Source organism: Paenibacillus sp. BK033, from assembly GCF_004345425.1.
Lineage (GTDB): Bacteria > Bacillota > Bacilli > Paenibacillales > Paenibacillaceae > Pristimantibacillus.
Genome location: NZ_SLVP01000002.1, coordinates 287,457 through 314,039 on the forward strand (window position 1 = coordinate 287,457; position 26,583 = coordinate 314,039).

Sequence of the window (26,583 nt, forward strand, 5' to 3'; positions counted from 1 at the left end):
GCACATGAATTGAAAACGCTTTCCTATGTGCCGCTGTTATCGTACAACGAAAGCAATTTCCACGGATACCCTTGGATTTATATGTAAATTCAGTTCAAAATTAGTGGTCATGAACAACTGACAGCACATAAAAAAGCTTCTTCGAATCGAAGCATTCGAAGAAGCTTTCCATTATTTCGATTTGTTGTAATCGATCAGATGAAGCACCATGGTAACAGCCTCCGCGCGCGTAGCCGTAGACATAGGCATAAATTCATTGTTGCCTCGTCCGTTTACGATTCCGGATTCGCGGGCAGCCGATACATAAGGCTTTGCCCATGCAGGAATGAGACTATCGTCCTCAAAACCGGTAGGAGCCGATACCGCCTGCTCTCCAACCGTACGCATGAGAATAACCGCCATTTCCATTCGGCTAATTTCCGCATTGGGCTGGAAGCTTCCGCCCTCATAGCCTTTAATCAATCCCTTCTGATAAGCAAGATTTACGGCATCTGCCGCAAATGGCGCAATCTCCGCTTGATCCGAGAAGGTATGGCTGCCGGCTTGCGCATCCGGCTTCAGGCCTAATGCTTTCGTTACGATAACGGCAAATTCCTGACGGGTCACCGCTTGATCCGGTCGGAAGCTTCCATCCGGAAATCCGCTTATCCAGCCTTGCTTGGCTCCGTCAACAATCAGCTTCTCTGCCCAATGCCCCGCAATATCGTTAAAGCCGACGGGCTGAGCTGGAGGATCCGGTGTTAGAACCGGAGGCGGCGTAGTTGGCGCATATCCTCTGTTGACGATAATCGAATAGAGTTGTTCAGCCCCGTTTTGGGCGGTCACCTTAATTTGTATCGTATTGCTCCCTTGATTCAAGTGAAGCGGAACACTGTTCACCCCGCTTGCAAGACTGGTATACGCACCTTGATTCAAACTTATTTCCGCGGTAGCGTGAGACTCGGCGACAACGGGCTTTAGGGTAATCGAATCAACGGTATAATCGACGCTCGTGTCGTAGGCGAAAGTATTTTCGGCAAATGCAGGGTTTAATGTCCCTGCAGATAACGTCAAGCCGCTGAGCTTGGCATTGCTGCTTTGCCGCTCGATGCGGATCGTATAGGTTTTCGCGTTGCCTTCGTCTGCCGTTACTTTGATATGAAGGATGTTTAATCCTTCCTGCAGCGGAATTTCGGGGCTGTCCGTATTGTCGGCCAGGCCGATATACGAGCCGCTGCCGATTTGCCATTCTACCGCGGCCAAGGAATCCGCAAGCTTTGGCTTAAAGGTCAAGCTGGCGGCAGCGTTTGGCACCTTAACATCGTATTCCGTCGTTGAGCTGTTAAAGGAAGGCTCCAGGTTGCCTGCCGATAGGCTCAAGCCGGACAAATCAGCATTCGAGCTGCGGCGATGAAGGCTGATGCTATAGGTTTTTACGGTGCTGCCATCCTGTGCCGTAATTTGAACTTTAATGAGGTTGTCCCCGACAGCGAGCGGCAAATTCGAGCTTGCCGTACCGCTAATAACCGATTCGCCGGTGCCACCGTTAACGCTCACCTGAATAGTAGAGTGGGCTTCCGCCGATGTTGGCGTTACGGTCGTTGACGCTACGCTGTTGGAAACCTCGGCTGCATAGGAGGTTGTGCCACTGGAAAATAACGGAAGAAGAGAACCGGCGGACAGATTCAACTGGGATAGATCGGCATTTGTGCTAGCCGCTGCACGGATTACGTTTACCGTATAGGTTGTTACCGTGCTGCCATCTGCCGATGTCGCTAGGATGGGAATATTGTTGCTTCCGACAGTAAGATTAATGGCATCACTCGCCTGACCGTTTATCGTAACTAGGCCATTTACTGTCGCTGAAGCATCCCCATCCGTGAGAGTCGGGGTAAAAGCAATGGATGAAGTCGTATAAGGAACGTTCACCGTATAGCTTGTACTGGCGGAATCAAAGCCCGGCGATAAAGCCCCTTCCGACAAGCTTAATTTCCTGACGGAAGAATCGTTTGGCTGCGGCCTATGTACATGAAGGCTGATGATTCGGGTTACCGTATTATCGGCAGAGGTAATTTTTGCCTCGATGAGGTTCAGCCCCGGGTTCATGAATAAATTTCCGCTCGAAATCCAATTAGGGATCGGATTCCAAGTACCGTTATTTACCCGGTATTCCAACTTCGTTTGGTCATCGCTTACCATAAGAGCAAGATAAGTGTTAGGATTAGAGCTATTATCCATGAATACATCATAGTCCGACACTTCATTCGAGAACGCCGGATATAGCTCTCCTCCCGTCCAAATGGCCAGGACATTGACATCATTCCCCGCGGCGGAAGCATGCCTAATGGATAATGGCAGCAGGAGACTGACAATCCATATCATTGTCATTATTTTTCTAAGCTGCATGTTGGATCATTCCTTTATGTATATGATTTTCGACATAATTCTACCAAATTATATGACAAAGATTGACGTATGGATAGAGCTAAATAACAGAAAAGACGCCCCAGATTGGAGCGTCTTCTATTTCAAGGTTAGGTTCCTGCGGTTCCCGCGCTGCTCACGGCCTTCTGCATGGCATGCATGCCGATGATTACGGCGATGAGCTCGTAGGAATCCAGAAATTCGCACTGATTATCAAGCACGAAAGCACCGGATGAGAACCAACCGTTAATTTGTTTGAACTGGGCGACAACGTTACCGGATTCATCTATCACATCATATTCTCTCGAAAAGGCGGGCGAAATAATCTCGTAATCACCGCGTCCTATCGTCTCATAGGAATATTTCTTGGAGAAAAAAGCTAGTCTGCTTCTCAGCACTCCCGCTTGCTCTCCATCGGCTCCGCTAATTTCCCATTTGCCCGAGAAGAAAGGGAACCTCCCGTTATAGAGCAGTTCTCCGTTAACGCCGTAGATATCAGTGGCAGAGCTGAACGCGCTTCTCATGTCCAACTGACCAACCTGCTGTTCTTGCTCATTTAAAATCTCCGTCACACCGGCATTCCAAAAATTCTCACGAAAATATAATTGCAATTCAGTCGCCCCTTTCGCGTGCCGTGACCTTTCCTATTTATGTTATGTATAACGCGGGTACCAGTCAAAATGTTTCATTTTTCCCGCAATTCCGACGCCTTATGGGTGTCTATCGGCAAAAAGAAGGCTGCCCGGCTGCCTTCACTCGCATTGCTATATAAATTATAAGAATGGTCTAAGCGGCTAAAGAATCGGAACAAATACGTCCGCATTGCGAACATGCTGCTCTTCCCCGAAGCGGAATACTTCAAGCGCTAGAGATCTCGTATTGTTTTTACGGTTCATCGCTTCCAGAGCGGCTTTGATTAACGCATAAGGATCCTGCTCGGTTGACCGTACCTTTGCGTAGCTCTGTCTCGGAACGGAAAAACCGATCATTCCTTCGGGAACTTCGTCATATCGCGAAACTTCCATGCTGTAGATATACGTGAACAGAAAATCATTGGCAAAATGAGGACAAACATAACAGTCTGCATTTATCACATTCGGAATCTCTTTTATCCTGGACAGAAACAGGTCATTGACCTCCCGTATGCTTTTAGGATTAACTCGCTTGAAAGCATTCGTAACCGCCACTCCCACAAAATGCTTCTCTTCCAATGTAACAATCTCAACTTGCTCCAATTGCTTATTGGTCACGCGAATCACTTCTCCTCATTTTGGATTTGGATAAAGCGGCTCCACAGCGATATCGACCTTGTCGGCAACTAACGTATAGAACTCGGGGACATTGGGGTTTGAGGATGCCGGAATCTCTTCAAAGGTACGTATGAATAAACCGGCAGTCCCAGCCGCCGTCAAAATATCGCCAATCGTCCAGCTGCAGGCCAGCACCTTGCCAAGGCCTTCTCTTTCTTCCTCCGGCAGGAGCTTGGCGAAGGCCACATCGCTTTCCTTAATCCCCTTGTCGAAGTAATTGCCGCTTGGCTCAGCGTGATTGCTCGTGGTTAACCAAGCTCTCGCAAAGGGATGGAAATCCGTCAACAGAAATCTCCCGTTCGTACGCAGCCTCCTGCGAACAACAGCGAAAATCGCATGCAGATCGGTGAAGTAATGCAAGACGCCAAACTCCATCAGTACAATGTCGAATTGTCCCAGCTCTTCCTCATCCGGTATGCTCAGGGCATCCGAGCAGACGTAATCCAGCTTAATCCCGGCGGCAGCCGCAACATCCAGCGCAAACCGCTGATTTTCCGCCGACAAATCCACGACCGTAACCTCTGCTCCCCGCATCGCAAGCGCGATTGCTTTTCTGCCATGCGAACCCAGCAAATTAAGCACCCGCTTCCCCGCAGGATCTCCTATGTACTTCAGCCAATAACGCAGATTATGGCTGCCCGTCTGTCTTAAAGTTTCGGCCAATTCAACCGGAGTGCCGTATTGCCGGACCCATGCCTCGTAAGCCTTCGTCTCCCAAGCAATCTTGTTCGCTTTCACCAACCGTTCCTGCAAACCAACCTCTCCTTCCCCGATAGACGGCTTCGAACAACTTCCAAAGATACCCAAAACTATTATATACGACACGGTACTCGGCCAAAAGAAAAAAATCCGCCTTGAGCGGATTTCCGTCTGATTAACCTATAAATGCTAGAATTTACGTTTGCTTATTTCCTGCGCCGCTCTCTCCTGCGTAAAGACATCCTCCGGCGGCACCATACGCTTGGGCAGCGTCCTTCCGGCCATTATTTCTTTGACCGTTTGCATAAGCTGAGGCCCTAGCAGCGGATTGCATTCCACCACGGCGTTTAGCTTGCCCGCCGCAAGCTGCTGCAGCGCCTTGCGGGAGCCGTCGACCGAAATGACGGTAATATCGACACCGGGTCTAAGACCTGCTTCCTCAATGGATTCAATGGCGCCAAGAGCCATATCGTCATTGTGAGCGAATAAGACTTGCGGACGATCCTTTTCCGGAACCTCCAGGAAGGTGCGCATAACCTCTCTGCCCTTCTCTTCCGTGAACTCGGCGGGAGCGCTTTGCGTAATGACCATATCCTTTCTTGCCTGAATAACGCTGCGGAACCCTTCACCCCGCTGTATGGACGGCGTGGAGCCTTTCGTTCCCTGCAGCTCCGCGATCCGGATCGGGCCGGGCTGGCTGCGCATGAAGTCGAGAAGGTACTTGCCCGCCCTTACGCCTTCTTCATACAGGTTAGAGCCAATCGTTGTAACAAATAGGGATGTATCCTTTACATCAACCGAGCGGTCCAAGATGACAACCGGAATCCCGGCCTGCTTAATCTCCAGAAGAATATCCTCCCAGCCGGATTCTACGACCGGAGCAATCGCGATGACATCTACTTTCAATTGAATGAAAGAGCGGATGGCATCGAATTGCTTGGTTTGGGACTGCTCCGCGTTTTTCATAATCAACCGAATGCCGGACTCGGCGGCCGCATCCCGGACAGAGGCCGTATTGGCGAGGCGCCATGCGCTTTCGCTTCCGAGCTGGGAGAAGCCGAGAGTAATAGGTTTTCCCGGACTGATATTGGAGGCCGAGCTCTTTAGCCATTCGCTGATGGCAGGCGGCGCTTCGCTGTCTATTGACGGCGAGGGGACAGGTGCTTCCTCCCGGGAAGAGCAGCCTTGGAGCAGCACGATGATGAACAAACCAACTAACAGATAGATTAGCTTCCTCATGCACGCCCCGCCCCCTTGAAATTTAGGTAAAATGGAAACTTATGTCTTTAACGTGACCCTCCGGTCGCTAAGCAGCCTCTGGAAGAGAATAAACACAAACAATAACAAGCCAATCACGATCTTTGTCCACCAGGAGCTGAGCGTTCCTTCGAAGCTTATTATAGTTTGGATAACCCCCTGTATCAATACGCCAATTAAGGTTCCCGCGACGTAGCCTACACCGCCGGTTAGCAGCGTTCCGCCAATAACAACAGCCGCAATCGTATCGAGCTCCAGTCCCATGGCATGCAATCCGTATCCGGATAACATGTAGAAAGTAAACACCACCCCCGCAAGAGACGAGCAAAAGCCGCTGAACGTATAGACGAATATTTTCGTTCTGGCCACCGGCAGCCCCATTAAGAGCGCGGACTGTTCGCTTCCCCCAATCGCATACACATTGCGGCCAAATCTCGTATAATGCGCCAGATAAATAGCGGCAAGAACAACGACCAACGCGATGATGACGTTAATCGATATATTGCCGCCGGGCAGCGGTACCTTGGTTTGGGCTACCCTGGTGAACAAGCCGTTTGTTACCGTAATCGTATCAATACTGATAATGTAACAGATCCCTCTGGCTAGGAACATTCCGGCAAGCGTAACGATAAACGGCTGGATTTTGAAATAATGAATAATGGCCCCAAGCAAAGTCCCGAATAAAGCCCCAAAGATAAGAACCATCGGAATAACTAGCGCCGGTGACCAGCCATGCCGCTCTACCAAAGTGGCGCAAATCATCGTGGTGAGGGCAATAACGGAGCCGACCGACAGATCGATGCCGCCGGAAATAATGACGAAGGTCATCCCTACGGCCGTAATAATTAAAAAAGAATTATCAATGAGCAGATTATACAGCACTTGTGCGGAGAAAAATCCGGTGTAGCGGAATGATCCCGCGGCGAACATGACCGCTAACAAGCCAAAGGTCACAAGAATCGGAACGTATTTACGGTTAAGCATGGCGGGTAACCTCCTGTTCTGCAGGGTAATTCCTCTTTTTCCAGCGGGTAATCAACGTCTGGCGGAACGCCTCGGATTGAATGAGACATACGGCTAGCACGACAAAGGCTTTGACGACAAGCGTAATCTCGGGCGGAACGCCAATCATATAGATCGTGGTAGTCAAAGTCTGAATGATCAATGCGCCAACAACCGTTCCCATCAAATAGAACCGTCCGCCATTCAGGGAGGTACCGCCGATTACGACAGCCAGAATGGCATCCAGCTCATACCATAGACCGGCGTTGTTTCCGTCCGCGCTGGATACATTCGAGCTTAGAATCAGTCCTGCTATTCCCGCGCATAAGCCGCAGAACACATAGACAGTCAGAATAACGGTTCTGGAGCGAAGGCCGGCAAGCCGGCTAGCCTCCGGATTACTGCCGACGGATTCAATAAACAATCCGATGGCTGTTTTTCGTGTCAGCAGCGAGGCAAACAACAGAACGGCCGCAACGATAAAAATAGAAAACGGCAAGGAAGCAAGCGAACCCGCGCCGATATATTCGTAGTTCGAATTGGATACGGTTATAATTTGCCCGCTGGTAATTAACTGCGCAATACCGCGCCCGGCAACCATTAAGATAAGAGTCGCAATAATAGGCTGAATACGCGTGACCGTAACAAGCGCGCCATTCCAGAAGCCAAGCACGATAGAAAGCGCGATGGAAGCCAACACGGCCCCAATTACAAGCAGCATGGTGCTTTGATCCGTGCCTTTGCTTATAGTCAGACAAGCCATTGCACCGGAAATCGCAACGATGGAACCAACGGAGAGGTCAATTCCTCCCGTTGCAATGACAATAGTCATTCCGATAGAGACCAGAATTAAAGGAGCCCCGAAATTAAGTATATCAATCAAGCTGCCGTATAAGTTGCCTCCTCGAATCACTAGAGAGAAGAAATCCGGCGAATAGATGAGGTTAAATAACAGCAGCGCCCCAAGCACAACTAACGGCCAGAACAAATGATGCCGGTACATTTTGCCACCCATAGCCTTATCCCCCTGCCATCGCTTGCATAATTTGCTGCTGGTTCACTTCGCCGCTGCCAAGCTCCTTGACTTTGGAACGGTCTCGCAGTACAGCCACGCGGTCGCTGACGCGGATAACTTCTTCCAGCTCCGAAGAAATAAAGAGAACCGACATTCCCTGCTTCGCAAGCGAGAGAACCAGCTTCTGAATCTCCGTCTTGGCTCCGATATCGATCCCTCTCGTTGGTTCATCCAGAATCAAAAGGTCGGGTTCCGTCAGCAGCCAGCGGGCAAGCAGTACCTTCTGCTGATTGCCGCCGCTCAGGTTCTTAATCAGATGTTCGGGGTTCGGAGGATTAATGTTAAGCATCCGGATATACCGGTCTGCGATTTCATCCTGCTTCTTGCGGGAGATCGGCCGGAGCCAGCCTCTTGTTGCCTGCAGCGCGAGAATAATATTTTCACGGACAGTCAGGTCGTCTATAATACCCTCGGTCTTCCGGTTCTCCGAGCAATAAGCAATGCCAAGATCAATAGCGCTTCTTGGCGATTTCACCGGACTGCCGGATTCCCCGGCAAGCAGCTTCCCTTGATCAGGCCGGTCTACGCCAAAGAGCAGTCTTGCCATCTCCGTCCGGCCGGAGCCCAGCAGGCCTGCTAATCCAACTACTTCTCCCTTACGGATCTCAAGATCAAACGGGTTAATCGCTCCTTTTCGGCCAAGCGAGGTTGCGGTAATCATCGTGTTCCCCACTGTATCCCCGGCCTCTTCAGACAGCTTCGGCAGCTCTTCCAGCAGCTTAAGATCCTTGCCAATCATCTTCAGAACAAGCTCTATGCGCGACAGCCCGGCTGCCAGGTACTCTCCTTCCAACTCTCCGCCCCGGAGAACGGTAATCCGGTCGGACATTTCATAGACCTGATCAAGGAAATGGGTAACGAACAAAATAGCCAGTCCGTCGTTTTTCAACTTGCGCATAATGCTGAAAAGCTGCTGTACCTCATTTTGATCCAGACTGGAGGTAGGTTCGTCGAGAATAAGCACTTTAGCCGAAATGCTTAGAGCCCTGGCAATGGCAATAAGCTGCTGGATAGCGACGGAATAGGCATGAAGCGGCAGCGTAACGTCGATGCTCAGATTCAGCCGTTCTTTCAGAAGCTGCGCGGCTTCCTTGTTCATCTTATTCCACAGAATTCTGCCGAATTTTCTTGGCTCCCTGCCTATATAAATGTTTTCCGCCACTGTCAGGTTCGGACATAAATTCACTTCCTGATAGACGGTGCTGATCCCGGCTCTCTGAGACTCTAACGGACCGCCTATCGAGACCGTCTGATTCTCGATCGTAACCGTACCTTCATCGATCGAGTAGACACCGGTTAACACCTTAATGAGGGTCGATTTGCCTGCGCCGTTCTCTCCCATCAGCGCGTGAACCTCGCCGGGGAACAGCCGAAAATCCACATTGGACAAGGCTTTTACGCCGGGGAACCGCTTGGTAATTCCGGTCATTTGAAGAATAGGTGCTTGCATGCTGCTCTCTCCTTTCCAAGAGAAAAAGCCGCCCAGCGGCAATCTGGTGCTCCAGGCGGCTTTTCATTCTTTTTGTTAGTACTGGCGGCTCGGCAAAGCTTCCTTCGCCTGCTCGGATGTAAAGGTTGTTTCGTTCGTTACGATACGCGCATCAATCTCTTTGCCGTCTACGACCGCTTGAGCAGCTTCCATCAGCTGAGGTCCAAGCAGAGGATTGCATTCCACGATAAAGTTGATCTTGCCGTCTGCCGCGGCTTGCATCCCGTCCTTAACAGCGTCTACCGAAATGATAATAATATCTTTGCCCGGCACAAGACCTGCGGCTTCAATCGCTTGAATAGCACCTAATGCCATGTCGTCGTTATGCGCGTAGAGAACGTCGATATCTTTATGCGCCTTCAGAAAAGCCTGCATAACTTCCTTTCCTTTGGCACGAGTGAAGTCGCCGGTCTGGGAAGCGATAATTTTGAGTTTGGGATTCGAAGCAATCGTATCCTGGAAGCCCGCTTTACGGTCATTCGCCGGTGCGGAGCCCGTTGTTCCTTGCAGCTCGACGATATTGACATCCTCCTGCGTATCTTTGTATTGATCGAGCAGCCATTGACCGGCTTTCTTGCCTTCTTCAATAAAGTCCGAACCGATAAAGGTCTTATACAGCGACGTGTCAGCCGAATCAACCGCACGGTCCGTCAGAATGACCGGAATGCCTGCATCCTTCGCTTCCTTCAGCACCGTATCCCAGCCCGATTCCACTACCGGGGAGAAGGCGATAACATCAACCTTTTGCTGAATGAAGGAACGAATCGCTTTAATCTGGTTTTCCTGCTTCTGCTGGGCGTCCGAGAACTTCAGATCGAACCCGGCTTCTTTCGCCGATTCCTGTATCGACTTCGTATTGGCCGTACGCCATCCGCTCTCCGCCCCTACCTGCGAGAAGCCAAGCGTAATTTTCTTATCGCCCGCTCCCGAGCCGCTGGCCGTTTCTTGAGCCGCAGCCGTCTCGGCCGGCTTATTGGTTGCATTTGCCGTATTGTTCGAGTTGTTCCCGTTGCTGCCCCCGTTACCTCCGCAAGCGGTTACAATAGACACCATGACGGCAAGCGTTACCGCAAGTCCCCATCTTTTCTTTAGCTTCATCAGGTTAATCCTCCCTTTTCGTTCACCATGTTTGGCGTGATTCAAGTATAGAACCGTTCCGGTGAGCGAAAATACGGAGTCCGTTTGGAGAATCGTTGAATCCTTTTGGCATCTTCCGGGCAACCGGGAGCGTAAAGTGTAATTTTTTACGCAAAAGGTGCACTATACCGCGAATCTCTTAAAAGCATAAAGTTTCATGCTATAATGAGAAAACAAATTTCATCCTCAATTGGAGAGAGCAGCCAATGAAGCTCATCAAATGGATTACGTCGAGCCTTAGGGCCAAATTGCTGAGCATGTTTATTATTCTTACCGCGGTTCCTTTACTGGTGGTTGGCCTCATCTCCTATCAGAAATCGTACAACACGGTCTCCGATCATAGTAAAGCCTCAACCCAGCTGGTCGCCGATCAATTAGCACGCAATATGGATATATTGTTCGGAGATACCGAGAGAATTCTCGAGATGGGGAAAGATCCGCAAGTGCTGCAATTTCTCTATTCGCAATCCGAGACGTATCAGGAAGCCAAATCCATTCTTCAGACGTTCAAGTTCTACCGCGAAACCTATAAGTACGACAAAGTGCTGAACATATCGATGGTCAATTTTTACGGAAAAGGCATCAGCGAACGGAAAGGCGTCTTCCAGCTTGACCGAAATCCTCTTCGCAATCCGTATTTTCAATATTTGACGCAATATCCCGACGCGGTCCTTCGAATTCCGGAGTCTTCCTCCTCCGATTCCAATCGGCTAGACGGTTTCACTTACCCGGGACAGAATGCCTTGTCCATTATTGCAGCGATCAAACAACGGATTACCCATGAGGTAATCGGTTTTATCGTCATTGACCTCAATGAAGCGATGATTGACGATTTTCTCCAAAATACCGTTATCGGCAAAACCGGCTTCTTCTATATTAATGACCAATACGGAGCAACCGTGTTCCAGCCTCAGTCCCCTGCGGCCTCGCCTGCCATTCTGGAACTGATCGACCGGGAGCCGATGACCGCGGCAAGCGACAGCTTTGTTCTCTCCACCAAAGCAAAGCCTCAATTCATCGTGTACAGCACTTCTCAAATAACCGGTTGGAAAATAGTCGGCGTTGTGCCGTTTCAAGAAATTATCGCGGAAGCGAACGGAATCCGTCAGCTAATTATCGTAAGCGTTGCGCTTAGCGCGGTCTTTGCGTTAACGCTGTATTTCTTCCTGACGAACCGCCTGACCCACCCGATTCAAATTCTGATGAACAAAATGCGCAAAGCCTCCAGCGGGTACCTCGATGCGAAGGTCACGCCAAGCGGAACCGATGAAATTGCCGACTTGGGCAACAGCTTTAACCGGATGATTGAAGAAATCAAAAGCCTGATGGAGAAGAACCGGCGGGAACAGGAACAGAAGCAGATAGCGGAGCTGCGGACCCTTCAAGCCCAGATTAACCCCCACTTTCTATACAACACCCTGGACTCGATTATCTGGATGGCGGAAGCGGAGAAAAAGGAAAGCGTTATCAAGCTTGTCAAGGCTTTAGCGCGGTTTTTCCGGTTAAGCTTAAACAAAGGCCGGGATTGGATTTCCGTCAAGACGGAGCTGGAGCATGCTCACACTTACCTCGTCATCCAGCAGATGAGATATCACGATATTTTGCGATACGAGATTCAGGTGGATCCCGAGCTGCAGGTCTACCCGATTCTGAAGATGAGTCTTCAGCCTTTAATCGAGAACGCCATTTATCACGGCATCAAAAACAAGCGCGGTCAAGGGATGATCCGAATCAGCGGGCATGTGGAGGAGCGCGATCTGGTTCTTACGGTCGAAGACAACGGGATTGGGATTCCCCCGGAGCGGCTTGCCGAGCTTCAAGCGGAACTGGAACAGCCGGTCGATTCGATTGCCGTCAAGCAGGATGACGGCGAAGGCGGCTTTGGCCTGCAAAACGTGCATCAACGAATCCGGTTGTATTTCGGCCAGCGGTATGGGGTTGAGATCGAAAGCGTCTACCGGGAAGGCAGCAAAATTTCCGTTCGTATTCCAAAAAAATAAGGATGGTCATAACGATGAAAAAAGTGATGATCGTTGACGATGAAATATTGATCCGCGAAAATATCCGGAGCTGCGTCGACTGGACGAAGGAAGGCTTTATCTACTGCGGAGACGCCCCGGACGGAGAACTCGCTTTGCCTCTCATCGAGCAGCAGCAGCCCGACATTCTGATTACCGACATCAAGATGCCATTTATGGACGGTCTTGAATTAACGGCCATTGTCCGCAAACAGATGCCTCATATCAAAGTCATTATTATGAGCGGCCATGATGAATTCCGTTACGCCCAGAATGCGATTCGCCTTGGCGTCGAGGACTACTGTTTGAAGCCGGTCAGCGCAGCCGAGCTGATTGAGCTTCTACGCAAGGTCAGCGTTAAAATTGATGAGGAGCAGAAAAAGCTTAAAGGCCAGGCAGTCACGAAAGAAAGGCTGCTTGCAGACTTGTGCGGCGGTTTAATGGGCGCTTCGGAGGCGATCGAAACGGCCAAAGAGCTGAATCTATCCCTCGCCTCTCGCTACTATGCCGCCGCTATTCTGGATGTCAGACCGGCTAATTCTGCCGATCAGCAGCTAGTAACCAGCGTCAGGAACGAGCTCGATCGACGGCTTGAACAACCTATCGAATGCTTATCCTATTACCGCAGCAAGACAGAGCTCGTCTATATTTTCAAGTGCAATTCCGCGGAAAGCCTGACAAGGTATCTCCATACGTTTCACACCGATGTCAGGCTGCAGCTCGAGCGGCAGTTCGGCTGCGAAATTTACGCCGGACTGGGCAGTCTACACGAGCGGATTCAGGGCATTCATATTTCCTATCTGGAAGCGGAGGAAGACAAATACATTAGCCGGCTTACCCGGCTTAACCAAGCTTCGCTCCACGGCATTCACGAACCGATGGACATTGTCATCAACCGCAATCAGTTTCTTGAGTTTGCGAAGATCGGCATTCCCTCGGAGCGGGATGCTTTTGTAAGGGAGTTTGCGGCTCCGTTAAAATCCCTTCCTTTTAAGAGCAGCTACAGCTTCTATCTGTTCAACGACCTGACCTTGGAGGCGCTTCGATGCGCGAAGCAAACCTTCCGTACCGGCGCGGATCCGGGCTGCAGCGCTCCCCGGCTTCAGCAAGAGATTAAAAAGATAGCCTCCTGGGAGGACTGCTGCTTTTATTTGAACGTTCTGCTGCAAGAGCTCTGGCAATGGCGGTCGGAATCCTCAGACAAATATGGCGATGTCATCAATCAAGTGAAGGAATACATTCAAGCCCATTACAATAATGAGCAATTATCGCTCAAGATGATAGCCGGCCAAGTGAGAATCAGCCCCAGCCATCTGAGCAAAGTTTTCAGCCAGGAAACCGGTCAGACGCTTACCGAATACTTGACGCAGATCCGGATCGGCAAGGCGATGGAGCTCCTGAAGACGACCCGCAGCAAGTCTTTCGAGATTGCATTCGAAGTGGGTTATAACGACCCTCATTATTTCTCCAACCTGTTCAAGAAAATGACGGGCATGACACCCAAGGAATACCGGAACCAGGGAGAAAAGGATGAGACGGCATGAGACGGCTCACGAGCTTGTTGATAATATTCACCCTGCTGCTAGGCGGCTGTTCCAACAATGGGACAGGAGAGCGGTCATTGCCGGCTGCACAAGGCTCCCCTTCGCCAAACGGCGGCTTTACCAAGGAAAAAACCTTTGGCATTATTTATCCGATGACCTATCCGACTTATGAGCTAATTACGCTTGACGCTAACGAAACCGCAGCAAAAAACCATGTGGCGTTAATCGTTAATGCGCCGGATGAGGCCAATACCGAGCAGCAAATCCGCATCATGGAATCGATGATCAAGCAAGGAATTGACGGCATAGCCATATCCCCCGTCGATTCCGCGGCGCTGACTCCCGTCATAAATAAAGCGGAGGCAGCAGGGATTCCCGTCGTTACCTTCGAATCGGATGCGCCGGGCAGCAAACGTACCGCTTACATCGGTGCGGACAACTTTATGACCGGTCGTCAAAGCGCCATGACGGTCAGCCGTCTTCTCGGGCATAAAGGCATGATCATTGTAGAAAACGGCATGGAGGAAATGCTGGGAATGAAGCAGCGACTGGAGGGCTTTCTCGATTATCTGGCTCAGGAATCGTCCATCGATGTGCTGGAGGTTCATCATAATAGAGGCAGCGAGGAGCAGGCGATGAGCGATATCGAGACGATGATTGATGCCCATCCCCACTTTGATGCCTTGGTGGGACTAGACTACATCTCTGCTTCCGCATCTATCCTCATCTGGAAAGCAAAAGGGTTGAACAGGCTGGCTATATCGATGGGGGTTACCTCCACAAACAACGATGCCTTGATTAACGGGCAGCTAGCCGCCGTCATCTCGCAAAACGAAACCATTTGGGGACGGACGATTGTGGAGACGCTGCTCCTAGCAAGCAATGAAATGAAGGCGGATTCCATAATAAATACGGGGATCGCTGAGCTGCGTGCAGACCAATTGCAATAATAGTGGAAGAAAAATGGCGAACCCCATTGGAGTTCGCCATTTTTTTATACCGTATCGAGTCTGTACAAAACGGCACCATGAGGTGCGATTACGGAAGAGAGCGAAGAGCTTAAGGTACCTAGAACCTCGCCGGTCCACAGGTTCTTCACGCTTGCATCTCCGTCCATCCCCAAATCGCCGAAGGATACGGATACTTCCGTTGCTTCTTCTCCGGTATTAAACATTGCCGCATATCTTTCCCCATTGCTTCCTTCCGCTGTCCAGACCACTCGATCGCCAATTCGCGATACTTGCCTTGCGCCAAAGCTGGCGCGGTGCATATGCAGCACATCCCGGTTCGTTAAGAGAGACAACGTCCATTCGTCATTATCGCGCATTTCGCCGCCCATCATGAGCGGAGAACGGAAGATCGACCACAGGGTCATCATCGTCAGCTGCTCGTCGCGGGTGAAGTTCGTCCTGCGGTCCGGGTGCGAGCAGCGTACGCCGATGCGGCCAAGTGGCAGCATATCGCAATCCGGCCAATTGCCCGGCTTTGGACGTCCCTCCCAGGTTTTGCAGCGGTCGAACATGTCGAGCAGCAGCGGCCAGCGATCCCAGAAGTCATCGGTCATTCGCCACAGATTCGCGTTTTGTTCCAGGAAATCGGCATGCTTCACGGGTGCGGGACCCGGCGACAAGCTAAGTACGATTGGACGACCAACATGATCAATCGCTTTGCGAATCAGTTCAATCTCGCCGAGATGCGCTCCGCCATGCAGCCAGGAGTCGGCGATATCATCCACTTTGATGTAATCAACGCCCCACTCGGCGTACATTTCGAATAACGAATTGTAGTATTCCTGCGCGCCCTCCTTCTTGGCGTCCACCCCGTACATATCCGTATTCCAGCCGCAGAAGGAGCAGGTATGCGCGATATCGCGGGCTGTCACCGAAGTGCCTTTGATTGGCGTGTTATCGTGAACAGCCTGGCGCGGAATCCCGCGCATGATATGAATCCCGAACTTTAAGCCAAGGCTATGCACATAGTCGGCCAGCGGCTTGAAGCCTTTTCCGCCTTCCGAGGACGGGAACCGGTTCACCGCCGGAATAAGCCGGGAGTAATCATCCATTTCGAGCCGCACGAAGGGGCGGTAGAGATCCGATACGGCTCCCGGCTCGTACCACTGAATATCGACAACGACATATTCCCAGCCGAAAGCCTTCAGATGCTCCGCCATATAGTCGGCGTTACCGCGTACTTCGTCTTCCCTAACGGTTGCGCCGTAGCAATCCCAGCTGTTCCACCCAAGCGGCGGTGTTGGGGCAAATTCAAGATGCTGCATAATGACCCTCCTGTATTTGAAGCAAGAATAGGAATGAATTGCTGCTATATTCCTATATTAATTCCTATCGGATGCGGCCATCTACAGTAATCTAACGTCATTCATAGTAAAATATTGCGCTTTTTCAAGCGAATCCATCTAATCGAAATATACGCGGTTATAGACAAGCTGGCCTTCACCCTGACGGAAATTACCGGGCGTCTCCCCCGTGATTTTTCGAAACCATTTGATGAAATAACTTCCGCCTGAATAGCCTACCTGCTCCGCGATCCGCTCCACGCTCCAGTCGGATTCCTTCAGCAGCCGGATCGCCTCCTTAATTCGGACCTGATTCAAATAATCGTTAGGCGAAACGCCTACCGTTTTGGTAAATTGACGGAGCAGATGATATTTCGACAAGCTAAGCTGATCGGCCAGTTGGTCAAGACTGATCATATTTTCGTAGTGCTTATCGATATAAGCGACGGCCTCTTTCACCTTTATCGGCCATTCCCTTGTATCGTCCTGAGGGGATAGCGCGAAGCGGCATAGCTCGGAGATGAATTGGTACACATAAGAAGAAGCCGTATAGGGCTCCTTGATCCGGCCGGCATAGGCTTCTTCGTACATGCTTTGCAGCAGCCGTATCGGCCGGCTAGCTCCCGGCAGGAACGGAGTGTCGCCGAGCTGCTTCTTCACTTCCTCCCAATTCGGGAGAATGAGGGAAGGACGAATCAATACGAATATAAAGGACCAATGCGATCCGCCGGGCGGAAAATAATAACGGTGATCACCCGGAATTTCCGTCATAAACGCTTGTCCGGCCTGAATACGGATAGTCTCCGCTCCCCTCTCGTAAATCCCTTCCCCGTCAAACGTATATTGAAACAACAGCAGCGGTCCGTCGTTCCGGGTCCAACCGTCCCATCGGTAATGCTCATCTCGAATGACATCCGTTCCGATAGCGAACAGGTTGCATAAAGCCAGATGCTCCGGCATAGTAAAACGGAAACCAAACGTGCCCGTGCCTGTTAATTGACCTGCATTCATGCTTATACCCCGCTTTATTCGGGCAGCCCGATCAACTGGCGGGCTGCCGCAAGTGCCTGCGTCCGGGAAGATACGCCAAGTTTGGCGTAGATCCTCGACAGGTATACCTTTACCGTGCCTTCCTTTAAAGCCAGCTTAGCCGCGATTTGCTTGTTAGGGGCCCCTTGCTCCAGCAGCTGCAGAATAAAGAGTTCTTGCTCGGTTAACGGCTCGATTAACGACGGTTGCGGTTGAGAGGGATTCTCCTGCTCAGGGAAGCAAGCCAACAGCTTCTCCACGTAAACAAGCGAGACATCCTGCCAAATCGCTTGAGCCGTCTCTCGCTGCCGATGCTCCGCGTACGTATGCAGAAGCTTCTTCATTTGAATCCCCTCGTCAACAAAGCTGCGGATATAACCGTTCGATTCGCCCATGACAAGCGCTTCATGAAGCAGCTGCAATGCCGCGCTGCGATTGCCGCGCTGATATTCCGCCAAAGACTGAACAAGACTAATCTCCGTCCGCAAAAGAAGACAAGAGTCCTGCTCCAGCGACGATTCAATAAATTCCAATTGTCTCAACGCCTCGGTTGTTTTCCCCTGCGCGGTCAGTATTCGGGCATAGACCGTATATTCGATCCAACGGTTGGATGCCGGTTGAATGCGGTCCGACAGGCGCAGTCTGGAAATTTCGGCTTTCGCTTCCGCAAGCTTGTCTTCCTTCACGTAGAGGTGGGCACGGCTTGCGCGCAAAGGATACAGCCAGTGATACTCGCCTTTTTGTTCCGCCATTTGAACAGCTTCGTCGATGGCTTCATGGGCCTTCAGAAACTGGCCGGAAGCGGCATAAATGCGCGATAGCGTAATCCGGTTGGGAACAAACAAGCCCGCCGTCTGCCTGGCCCTGTCGGACAGCCCGATTTTGCGCGCCAGCTCCAGGCTGTCGCTTGGCCGGTTCCACTCGTAATACCCTTCGCATAAGGCTTGAACGACGTACAAATTAATGAGCGATTGCCCCCACCCGTGCTGCTCCAGCACGGATACGAACCGCTGACCGATCCGTTCGGTATCGGCCGATAAGATTCCTTTCAAGCCAAACGCCGTCCGCCTGACGAGCGGCTCCATCATGTTGTAGTTAAAATTGTAGAAGATGGGATCCTCCGGCAGCACCCCTTGAAGCCGGTATCCGACAAACGAATCCCATTGCTCGTAACGCCCCGTATAGAAGAGCAGGTTCGACTGGAGGAACAACATGCCTCCCTGCAGCGGTTCAAGCTCGGCCGCGGTCTCTGGCTGCTCGTATCTTTTCTCCAGCTTCTCGACGGTCTCGGCGGAAAAATGCATTTGCCCCATCAGCAGATAAGCAAATGCCTGATACATTAATAAATTCGAAGGCATCGGAATGTGCTCGGAGACCGCCTCAATACGTTCAAGCAGCGAAGCAAGCTCGCCTTGTTTGAGCGCATCGGGAATATATTCTTCCAATCTATCGGCAGCTTCCTTGTAGCTCTCGCCGGCTATTGCATGATCGATCGATTTATCAAGCATCCTTCTGGCAGCGAACGCCCTGCTTGCCGCAAGATGATATTGCAGCCATTGCTCTCGGCTCCGGGAGCGGAGCAGGCTCTTCAGAAATTCCGCAAAGAGCGAGTGATACCGGAACCAGCCGTTGTAATTATCCAGCGGAATAACAAACAAATTGAGCGCACGAAGCTGCTCCAGCATCTCGCGGCTGTCCGTGCGGTTAAACGCCTGATTGCAGACCTCCGCATCCATTCGGTCGAACACGCTGGTCTGCAGCAGGAAATCCGTCACGTCAGAAGGAAGCTTGTCGAGCACCTCCTGGAACAAATAAGAAGAGACCTTCTCATTGCTTCCGCCAAAGCCGGCGATAATCCGGTCTATATCCTGCTGATCCTGGAGCGTGATGGAAGCGAGCTGAAGGCCGGCAACCCATCCTTCCGTTTTCTCGAGCAGCTTGCGGGTATGTCTTTGCTCCAGGTAAACGCCTGCGGATCTGCAAAATTCATCGATTTCCTCTTGCGTGAAATGAAGCTGCCGCAGCCCGATTTCCGTCCGCTCTCCTCTCGCCAGCCATTTGGCCGCATCTAAGGAAATTTCGCCTCGGCTTGCAATAATGATCCGGTGACGGAAAGGCAAGTACTCTATAAAATATGCCAAGCTGTCATGGATCTCCGCGAGCTCAATATGATGATAGTCATCCAGCACGAGAGCAATCGGTTCTTCGAGAGCTGCCAATTCGTTTAGTAGCGTATCGATAATCGCATTCACCGTTGTGCCCGTTACAAGCGCTCCAACTGCGGCAAGCGGATCTGTCAAGGAGGACGGCCCCGCTTCCATATAAGCATGCAATACGTACCGCCAAAATCTTGCTGTATCATTGTCTCTATCATCCAGGGACACCCATGCCGTCTGCATGCGTGCGGAATGTGCCCACTGCGCGATCAGCGTGGATTTTCCCGAGCCCGCAGGAGCGCAGACCGTTACCATCCGGCCCCGCATTCCTTGCTCCAGCGAATCAAGCAATCTCTCCCGGATGATCAGATTCTTTTTAACGACAGGAAGCCGTATTTTTGTTTTTAACAGAATAGGTTGAGAGAATAACATACGATCTCCTTTTAATTCCGACATATGATCTCTATTATACTGAATTTTCGACATGTATTGCTCAAAAGAAAAACCATTGCCCTTAATGCCGGCAATGGTTTTCTAACTTATCTTTTAAGTATGGTAGAATTCGATCATGCGCAGCAGCAGCACTGCCGCCTCCGCCCGGGTAGCTTCACCCGACGGCTCGAATCTGCCGTCTCCTCTTCCCTGCAATAAGCCTGCTTGCTGCAATGCGGCTACATAGCCGGCTGCCCAAGTCGGAATATCCGCGGCATCGGTAAACAAATCCTTCGCCTTCTCTGGCTCTGAAGGCTTAATACCCGCCGCTTTGGCCAGCATGGTCACAAGCTCCGCGCGGGTAACCTGCTCGTTTGGCCGGAACGAGCCATCCGCATAACCGTTTACGATCCCGAATTGTTTCGCTCTGTCTATCGCTTGCGACGCCCACCCCGGGATGCCTTCCTTATCCGAGAACTCCGCTCCCGTTCCTGCAGGCGTTGACTTATCGATCACCGCATTCATCAGCATGGTGACGAATTCCGCTCGCGTGACATGCCCTTCCGGACGGAACGTACCGTCATTAAAGCCATGCACCACTCCGCAGCCGTAGGCTTCCTTAACCGTCTCTTCCGCCCAATGCCCGGTCATATCGCCGAATCGGGATGAGCCGCCAGAGTCCGGTGTGCAAGCGATAAGCTCAAGCTTGCCTGGCTCATCCGGCTCCACCGGAGGCGGATTAACCGGATTGTATCTAGTAACTTTTACGGTATACGTCCGTACGGTTGTCCCATCCTGGGCAGTAACGCGAACCATAATGGTTTGTGTACCTACCGGCAAATCAATGATTTCGCCCAGCGGCTCTCCTTTGTCATTCAAAATATCGACTTTAGCGTTCGAATCGCTTGGACCGGCCGTTACCTTTGTTTTCGAAACCGAATAGGTAACTCCTGTATAGTTCAGCATTGCTTCTTGGAACGGCTCATTCAAAACGATGTCGCTTAGCTTGAGCGCGCTCAAATTCGCGTTGCTGGATACAAGCTCAAAACGATACTCCGGAGAAAAATCGCTTTCGTTGCCTGCAGCATCCTTTGCTTGAGCCTGAACGACATGTCCTCCAATAGCGAGATCCTCCTCCGGAACAAAGCTCCAACTTCCGTTATCATCGGCTTCCGTCTCGCCAAAAAGCTCGCCATCCAGCTGAATGGTCACTTTAGCGTGTTTTTCGGCTGTTCCTGCAATTTCGGGCTTTGTTTGGTTCGTTATCGAATCTTCGGCCGGCTTATTGACCAACGGCACCGATGGAGCCGTCGTATCAATTACGAAATTCAGCCGCACAGTGTCTTCACTCACGTTTCCTGCCGAATCCGCTGCTTTGATGCTAACCTGATGAGCGCCGTCATGCAGACCCTCCGCAGGCGCAAAGGTCCATTCACCTTCTTCATTTACTTGAAAAGGCTCCATTGCCGTTTCGTCCAGCGTTAGTTGAATCCAAGCTCCCGGCTCCGCATTTCCGCGGAGGACCGGCTTGCCTGTACGGAGCAGAGCCCCTTCGGCTGGTGAGGATACCGTAGCCGATTCGGGAGCGGCTGTATCTATCGCAAATGTCACTTTTTCCGAGCGGGCTCCCGTATTCCCTGCTTCATCCTTAGCTACGGCATAAATCGTATGCTTGCCATCGGGCAATGCTTCAAGAAGCGTAAACGACCATGCACCCGATTCGTTGGCTTTTCCTTCTACAGCCTTAAGACTATCGATAAAGACGGTGATGGCTGCGCCTGCTTCCGCCGTTCCGGATATCGCCGTATTGTTCATCCTCGTAACCGCCCCTTCCGCCGGAGCAAGAACAACGGGCGCTTCCGGCTCTGCGGTGTCTACCGTCCACGAGACCGAAGACGAGGCTTGACTCGCATTGCCCGCGGAATCCGCGGCCATTGCCTTCACCACATGAAGCCCATCCCTCAGCGCTTCGGTTACCGAATAGCTCCAATTGCCGTTTTCGCTTACCGTTACGGTTGTGAGCGTTGAACCGTCCAAATCTATAGTAACCTTCGCGCCAGCCTCTGCTTCTCCTTTTAACACCGGCTTGCTGCTGCCCGTTACTGAACCGTTAATTGGCGCTTCAATAACCGGTGCTCCAGGCGCTGTAGAATCAATGGTGAACGCCAGCGCAACGGACTCTTCTGCCGCATTTCCTACCGAATCTTCGATCGACACCTGCACGTGGTGAAGGCCGTCCGCCAATACGGAAACCGGCTGGTACTTCCATTTCCCTTGACCGTCGGTAGTGACAGCCGGCAGCTTTTGGTCATCGATTGAAATCGTAACTCGGGAATTTGCTTCGGCAGTTCCCGATATCTCCGGCGTGTTATCGCTTGTAACTTTACTGTTCTCCGGCGTTAATACGACAGGCAATAACGGCGGAGTCCGGTCAATGCGAACCTTCGTTTCTGCGATAAAACTGCTATTACCCGCTTTGTCAATCGACCTTGCGCTGACCGTACTCTCTCCCTCCGCCGTAACCGACAGCTCTCCTTCATAGTTCGTCCAATCCTTCGCGCCAGCCCCCGTTATGCGGTATTCGGTGCGGTCAAGGCCGGATTCACCGCGATCGGAGCCTGCTGTAATCGTTACCTTTACGGAGCTTGCAGAAGTCCAATCCTCCGTATCGGGTACAACCGTCGGGGCCACAGGCAACGATCGATCGATTTGCACCTTTTCTTCCCTTACCTCTCCAACATTCCCTGCTTGGTCAATGGTCCTTGCGCTGATCGTCGTCACGCCCTCGGCTTCAATGTCAACCGTTTCGGAGTAGATCGTCCAATCCTTGGTTGTTGCCCCGGATAATCGGTACTCCGTTCGGCTTTCTCCCGATCCCCCTTGGTCTTCGCCGGACGCTATCTCGACATTCACCCGATCCGCCGAAACCCAACCCGGTTTATTAATAACGATTTCCGGCGCGGTTGGGGCCGTTTTATCGAGGTAAACGTTTTGTTCCGCAATGTCGCTTATATTGCCTGCCTGATCCAACGTTCTTGCTTGAATCCTCGTCTTGCCTTCGGCAGTCACCTTAAATTTGCCGGCATAAGTCGTCCAATCCGCGTCAACCGCGTCCGTCAAGCGATATTCGGTACGGCTTATCCCGGATAAAGAATCGTTCCCCGGCGTAATCGTCACTTCTGCGGCAGAATTAGACCAGTTAGATGGGAAGACCTCAATTTCAGGCTGCCCGGGAGCACTTCGGTCAATCTGAACCGTCGCTTTAGAGACTGTTCCTTTGTTGCCCGCTTTGTCTATCGTTCTTGCATACACCTCGGTTTGACCTTCCCCGGTTACGATAACGGGTCCCGTGTAAGTCACCCAATCCGAATTGGCAGCTCCCGTCAGGCTATACTCCACTGCATTCACTCCGGATCCTCCGTTATCGGTTCCGGCCGTTGCGGTCACCGTCACACGGTCTCCCGCATTCCAGCCGGCTGCGTCAGGAGTCAGTAACGTTGCTCCGGGCGGCGTGAAATCCAGCCTCTGGATTTCCACCGCCTCCTCGCTAATGTTCCCTGCCTTGTCTACCGTCCTGGCTGTAACGGTTGTTTCGCCTTCCTTCGCAATCGGAATAGGTGCCGTATACGCCGTCCAGCCCAGCGTGATTGCACCGGACAGCTTATATTCGACCCGATCCGCCGATGAGGCGCTGTCCGCGCCGGCCGTCAACGTTACGGAAACGGATGCTCCGGACCAGGTTCCGCCTGCAGGGCTTATAGCGGGAGCCGCGGGCGAGGTTCTGTCCAGCTTCACGATCCCTGTCGTAACAGGCCCTATATTGCCTGCCTGGTCTATCGTTCTTGCGCTTACCGATGTCTCGCCTTCGGCGGATACGGAAATCTGGCCCGTATACGTTGACCAAGCAAGCGTAGTGGCACCGCTCAAGCTATACTCCGTACGGCTGGCGCCCGAACCGCTATCGGTTCCCGCGATAACGGTAACCTTAACGGAAGCTGCGTTTGTCCAGCTTAATGCATCCGGCGTTACGGCCGGAGCCGCGGGCTTTGTTTTGTCCACTTTGACTGTCACCGGAGCCGCCGTGCTTGTGTTGCCGGCTTGATCGATTGTTCTTGCTTCAACGGTTGTCTGTCCTTCCGCGCTTATCGATACTGTTCCGGAATACGTTGTCCAGCCTTTAACGGTTGCTCCGGACAGCTTGTATTCCGTTTTGTTCACGCCCGATCCGCTGGCGTCGGTTCCCGGAGCAACGGTTACCGCCACATCCGACGATCTCCAATCCGTTGCCGAAGCCGCAATTACCGGCGCGGTTGGCTTTGTCTTGTCTATGGATACGACGGTCGTTCGTTCATTGCTTATATTGCCTGCTTGATCTATCGTTCTGGCGTGAATCGTTGTCTGTCCTTCCGAACTGATCAGCACAGTCCCCGCGTAGGCGGCCCAATCCGCTGTTGTTGCTCCGCTTAGGCTAAACTCGGTCCGGGCAGCGCCCGAACCGCCGCTATCCGTTCCGGCTGCTATTGTAATCGTTACGTTGGAAGCCGACCATGTTCCGCTGGAAGGCGTTATGACGGGAGCCGCTGGTGCCGTTCGATCGATTTTTACGACGGTTGCCGTTACCGAGCTTATGTTATTGGCATTATCCACCGTTCTTGCGCTTAGCGTGGTCTGCCCTTCCGCGCTGACCGTAATCTGTCCGGTATAGGTCGTCCATCCAAGCGTCGACGCACCGCTTAAGCTGTATTCGGTTCTATTGACGCCGGAGCCTCCGTCCGTTCCTCCGGCGACCGTTACTTTGACGGAAGCCGCATTTGTCCAGCTCGCCGTATTCGGTGTTACGGCTGGAGCAGTTGGCTGCGATTTATCCACCTTTACGTTTACCGTACTGCTTGTTCCAATATTGCCGGCGTTATCAACGGTTCTTGCTTCAACGGTCGTCTGTCCGTCCGCCCCGATTAGGATGGGACCGTTGTAGGTGGACCAATTCAAGTTGGACGCGCCAGTCAGCCTGTATTCGGTCCGGTTAACGCCGGAGCCTCCCGTATCTATTCCGGCAAGGGCGGTTACGGTAACGTCCGTACCGCTCCAACCGCTCGAGGCTGGCGTAAGGCTAGGCGCTGCAGGCGGTGCTTTGTCGATCATAATGACGGCAGTTCCTTCAGCGCTTGTATTGCCTGCGTTATCGACAGCCCTTACATGGACGGTCGTTTGTCCTTGGGCGAGTATCGAAAAACCGGCGGTATACGGTTTCCAATCCTGGGTAACGACGCCGGACAGGCTGTATTCAATCCTTTGGACGCCGGAGCCGCTTGGGTCCGAGGATGACGAGAACGAGGCGGATACGGATTTCGAACTCCAGCCTGTTTCCGACAAGCTGATTGTTGGCGTTAAAGGCGGCGTCCGGTCAATCTTCACAACCGCGGTTGTAATAGTGCTTGTATTCCCGGCATTGTCTACCGTTCTCGCGGATACCGTTGTTTGTCCCGGATTCGAGATTCTTATAGGATCGCTGCCATTGTATGAAGTCCAGCTGACGGAGGTAGCGCCTGTCAGACTGTACTCCGTTCGGTTAACCCCCGTTTCCGTATCCGTTCCCGGCACTATGGATACCTCTGCATCGGAAGGGCTCCATTCGCCGCTCACTCCCGTAATGGTTGGTGCTGTAGGAGGATTAAAATCGAAGGTCAGCTTGTACATCTTGGTATTGTCCGTATAGTCCCTGTCATTATAACCGCCTACGATATAAACGTCAGATCCAATAGGGATAAGACTGGTATTCGTCAAATGATTCGGATTCTCAACATCGCTTGTCCAAGTATTCGTCGCCGGATCATACAAATAGAAATTGTAATTGCCCATGACCAATACTTTACCGTTGGGAAGCGTTACTTGCGAATGCCTGAAAAAGATGTCCATTCCGGAATAGGGCAGACTTGCCACCTTGGTCCAGGTATTGGCTGCAGGATCATAGATATAAGAATCAAAGGAATACACATATCCGCTAAGCCCGCCTGTAAGCAATACGCGTCCGTCCTTTAGAGTACTCTGGGCAGCGCCGTATATGCCCCTCGGAAGAGGAGCAGCCTCATCCCAACGGTCGGCTGCGGGATTATAAATATAGGCGTTGTTGTACAGAATCGAGCCTGAACTGGCGGAATAAATCTCGTTTGCTCCTCCTACGGCTAACACGCGGCCGTCAAGAAGCGTGCTCTGGGAATGTCCCAGCACCGTATGAGGGAATTTCGCGGCATTTGTCCAAGTGTTTGCGGAAGGATTATACATGCGTACAGCATCGTTATAGACGTAGCCTACATTATTCATAAACGCATTTCCGCCAATGGCAAGCACGCTGCCGTTTGGCAGCATGGATTGCGCATGATAGGCGACAGGCAAAGCTGGCGCATTCGAAGACCAGGTTTGAGTAGCCGTATCGAAGACGTACGCGTTCTTGGAAAAAGAATTGTTTCTTGCGTTCTGTCCCCCGGTTAAGAGAATCTTGTTCCCTCCAACCGCGCTTGCCATAGCTCCGGGAAGCAGCTCCGGCGGGTTAAAAGCCGAGGGCAGCTCTTCCACCGAGACGGCGGCAAATGCCGTTTTTTCACCTCCCGTCGGCAAGAATACAAAAGCAATTGCGATGAGCAATAGCATAGAGCTTATTTTACGAAACACAATCTTCGTCCTCCTCTAACTGAATGAGCAGGACAAGCTTAGCAAATATCATTTTCGGAACCAATTAACT

16 protein-coding genes are annotated in these 26,583 nt (G+C 51.7%); 3 read left to right on the forward strand and 13 right to left on the reverse strand.

Annotation, left to right across the window (positions count from 1 at the left end):
- Positions 1 to 171 precede the first annotated feature (171 nt).
- The 9 genes from EV294_RS08530 to EV294_RS08570 all read right to left on the reverse strand — a co-directional run bounded on the left by EV294_RS08530 (position 172) and on the right by EV294_RS08570 (position 10,333).
- On the reverse strand, positions 172 to 2,367 hold the full coding sequence (locus EV294_RS08530; protein WP_165930618.1) for a cadherin-like beta sandwich domain-containing protein: 2,196 nt from the start codon (positions 2,365 to 2,367) through the stop codon (positions 172 to 174).
- Between the two features lie 146 nt (positions 2,368 to 2,513).
- Entirely contained in the window at positions 2,514 to 3,014 is a 501-nt protein-coding gene (locus tag EV294_RS08535) for an LURP-one-related family protein (protein ID WP_132305805.1), read from the reverse strand.
- Between the two features lie 183 nt (positions 3,015 to 3,197).
- A complete protein-coding gene (locus tag EV294_RS08540; RefSeq protein WP_165930619.1) occupies positions 3,198 to 3,653 on the reverse strand; it encodes a GyrI-like domain-containing protein in 456 nt (151 codons plus the stop codon).
- Positions 3,654 to 3,668: 15 nt separating this feature from the next.
- Complete coding sequence (locus EV294_RS08545; RefSeq protein ID WP_132305809.1) at positions 3,669 to 4,466, reverse strand: class I SAM-dependent methyltransferase; 798 nt, start codon at positions 4,464 to 4,466, stop codon at positions 3,669 to 3,671.
- Between the two features lie 135 nt (positions 4,467 to 4,601).
- Positions 4,602 to 5,651: an ABC transporter substrate-binding protein gene (locus EV294_RS08550; protein ID WP_132305811.1), complete on the reverse strand. Its 1,050-nt coding sequence runs from the start codon at positions 5,649 to 5,651 to the stop codon at positions 4,602 to 4,604.
- Positions 5,652 to 5,690: 39 nt separating this feature from the next.
- A complete protein-coding gene (yjfF, locus tag EV294_RS08555; protein ID WP_132305813.1) occupies positions 5,691 to 6,653 on the reverse strand; it encodes a galactofuranose ABC transporter, permease protein YjfF in 963 nt (320 codons plus the stop codon).
- Complete coding sequence (locus tag EV294_RS08560) at positions 6,646 to 7,686, reverse strand: ABC transporter permease (RefSeq protein ID WP_132305815.1); 1,041 nt, start codon at positions 7,684 to 7,686, stop codon at positions 6,646 to 6,648. Before EV294_RS08560 ends, yjfF begins: the two co-directional genes overlap by 8 nt.
- A 4-nt stretch (positions 7,687 to 7,690) precedes the next feature.
- Entirely contained in the window at positions 7,691 to 9,196 is a 1,506-nt protein-coding gene (locus EV294_RS08565) for a sugar ABC transporter ATP-binding protein (RefSeq protein ID WP_132305817.1), read from the reverse strand.
- A gap of 75 nt (positions 9,197 to 9,271) precedes the next feature.
- Entirely contained in the window at positions 9,272 to 10,333 is a 1,062-nt protein-coding gene (locus EV294_RS08570; RefSeq protein ID WP_207918117.1) for an ABC transporter substrate-binding protein, read from the reverse strand.
- A gap of 245 nt (positions 10,334 to 10,578) precedes the next feature.
- On the opposite strand from EV294_RS08570, the gene EV294_RS08575 reads away from it, so the two are divergent.
- Genes EV294_RS08575 through EV294_RS08585 form a run of 3 tightly spaced genes read left to right on the forward strand, consistent with a single transcriptional unit; the run spans position 10,579 to position 14,884 of the window.
- Positions 10,579 to 12,372 carry a sensor histidine kinase gene (locus tag EV294_RS08575; RefSeq protein WP_132305819.1) on the forward strand — a complete coding sequence of 598 codons (1,794 nt, stop codon included), beginning with the start codon at positions 10,579 to 10,581 and terminating at the stop codon, positions 12,370 to 12,372.
- A gap of 14 nt (positions 12,373 to 12,386) precedes the next feature.
- On the forward strand, positions 12,387 to 13,934 hold the full coding sequence (locus tag EV294_RS08580; protein WP_165930620.1) for a response regulator: 1,548 nt from the start codon (positions 12,387 to 12,389) through the stop codon (positions 13,932 to 13,934).
- Positions 13,931 to 14,884: a sugar ABC transporter substrate-binding protein gene (locus EV294_RS08585; protein ID WP_132305823.1), complete on the forward strand. Its 954-nt coding sequence runs from the start codon at positions 13,931 to 13,933 to the stop codon at positions 14,882 to 14,884. Before EV294_RS08580 ends, EV294_RS08585 begins: the two co-directional genes overlap by 4 nt.
- Positions 14,885 to 14,928: 44 nt before the next feature.
- Here EV294_RS08585 and EV294_RS08590 read toward each other — a convergent pair whose 3' ends face one another.
- The 4 genes from EV294_RS08590 to EV294_RS08605 all read right to left on the reverse strand — a co-directional run bounded on the left by EV294_RS08590 (position 14,929) and on the right by EV294_RS08605 (position 26,513).
- Positions 14,929 to 16,209: a glycoside hydrolase family 27 protein gene (locus EV294_RS08590; RefSeq protein ID WP_132305825.1), complete on the reverse strand. Its 1,281-nt coding sequence runs from the start codon at positions 16,207 to 16,209 to the stop codon at positions 14,929 to 14,931.
- A gap of 138 nt (positions 16,210 to 16,347) precedes the next feature.
- Entirely contained in the window at positions 16,348 to 17,238 is an 891-nt protein-coding gene (locus EV294_RS08595; RefSeq protein ID WP_132305827.1) for a helix-turn-helix transcriptional regulator, read from the reverse strand.
- A 14-nt stretch (positions 17,239 to 17,252) separates the two neighbouring features.
- A complete protein-coding gene (locus EV294_RS08600) occupies positions 17,253 to 19,844 on the reverse strand; it encodes a winged helix-turn-helix domain-containing protein (protein ID WP_165930621.1) in 2,592 nt (863 codons plus the stop codon).
- A gap of 114 nt (positions 19,845 to 19,958) precedes the next feature.
- Complete coding sequence (locus EV294_RS08605) at positions 19,959 to 26,513, reverse strand: OmpL47-type beta-barrel domain-containing protein (RefSeq protein WP_132305831.1); 6,555 nt, start codon at positions 26,511 to 26,513, stop codon at positions 19,959 to 19,961.
- Positions 26,514 to 26,583 lie beyond the last annotated feature (70 nt).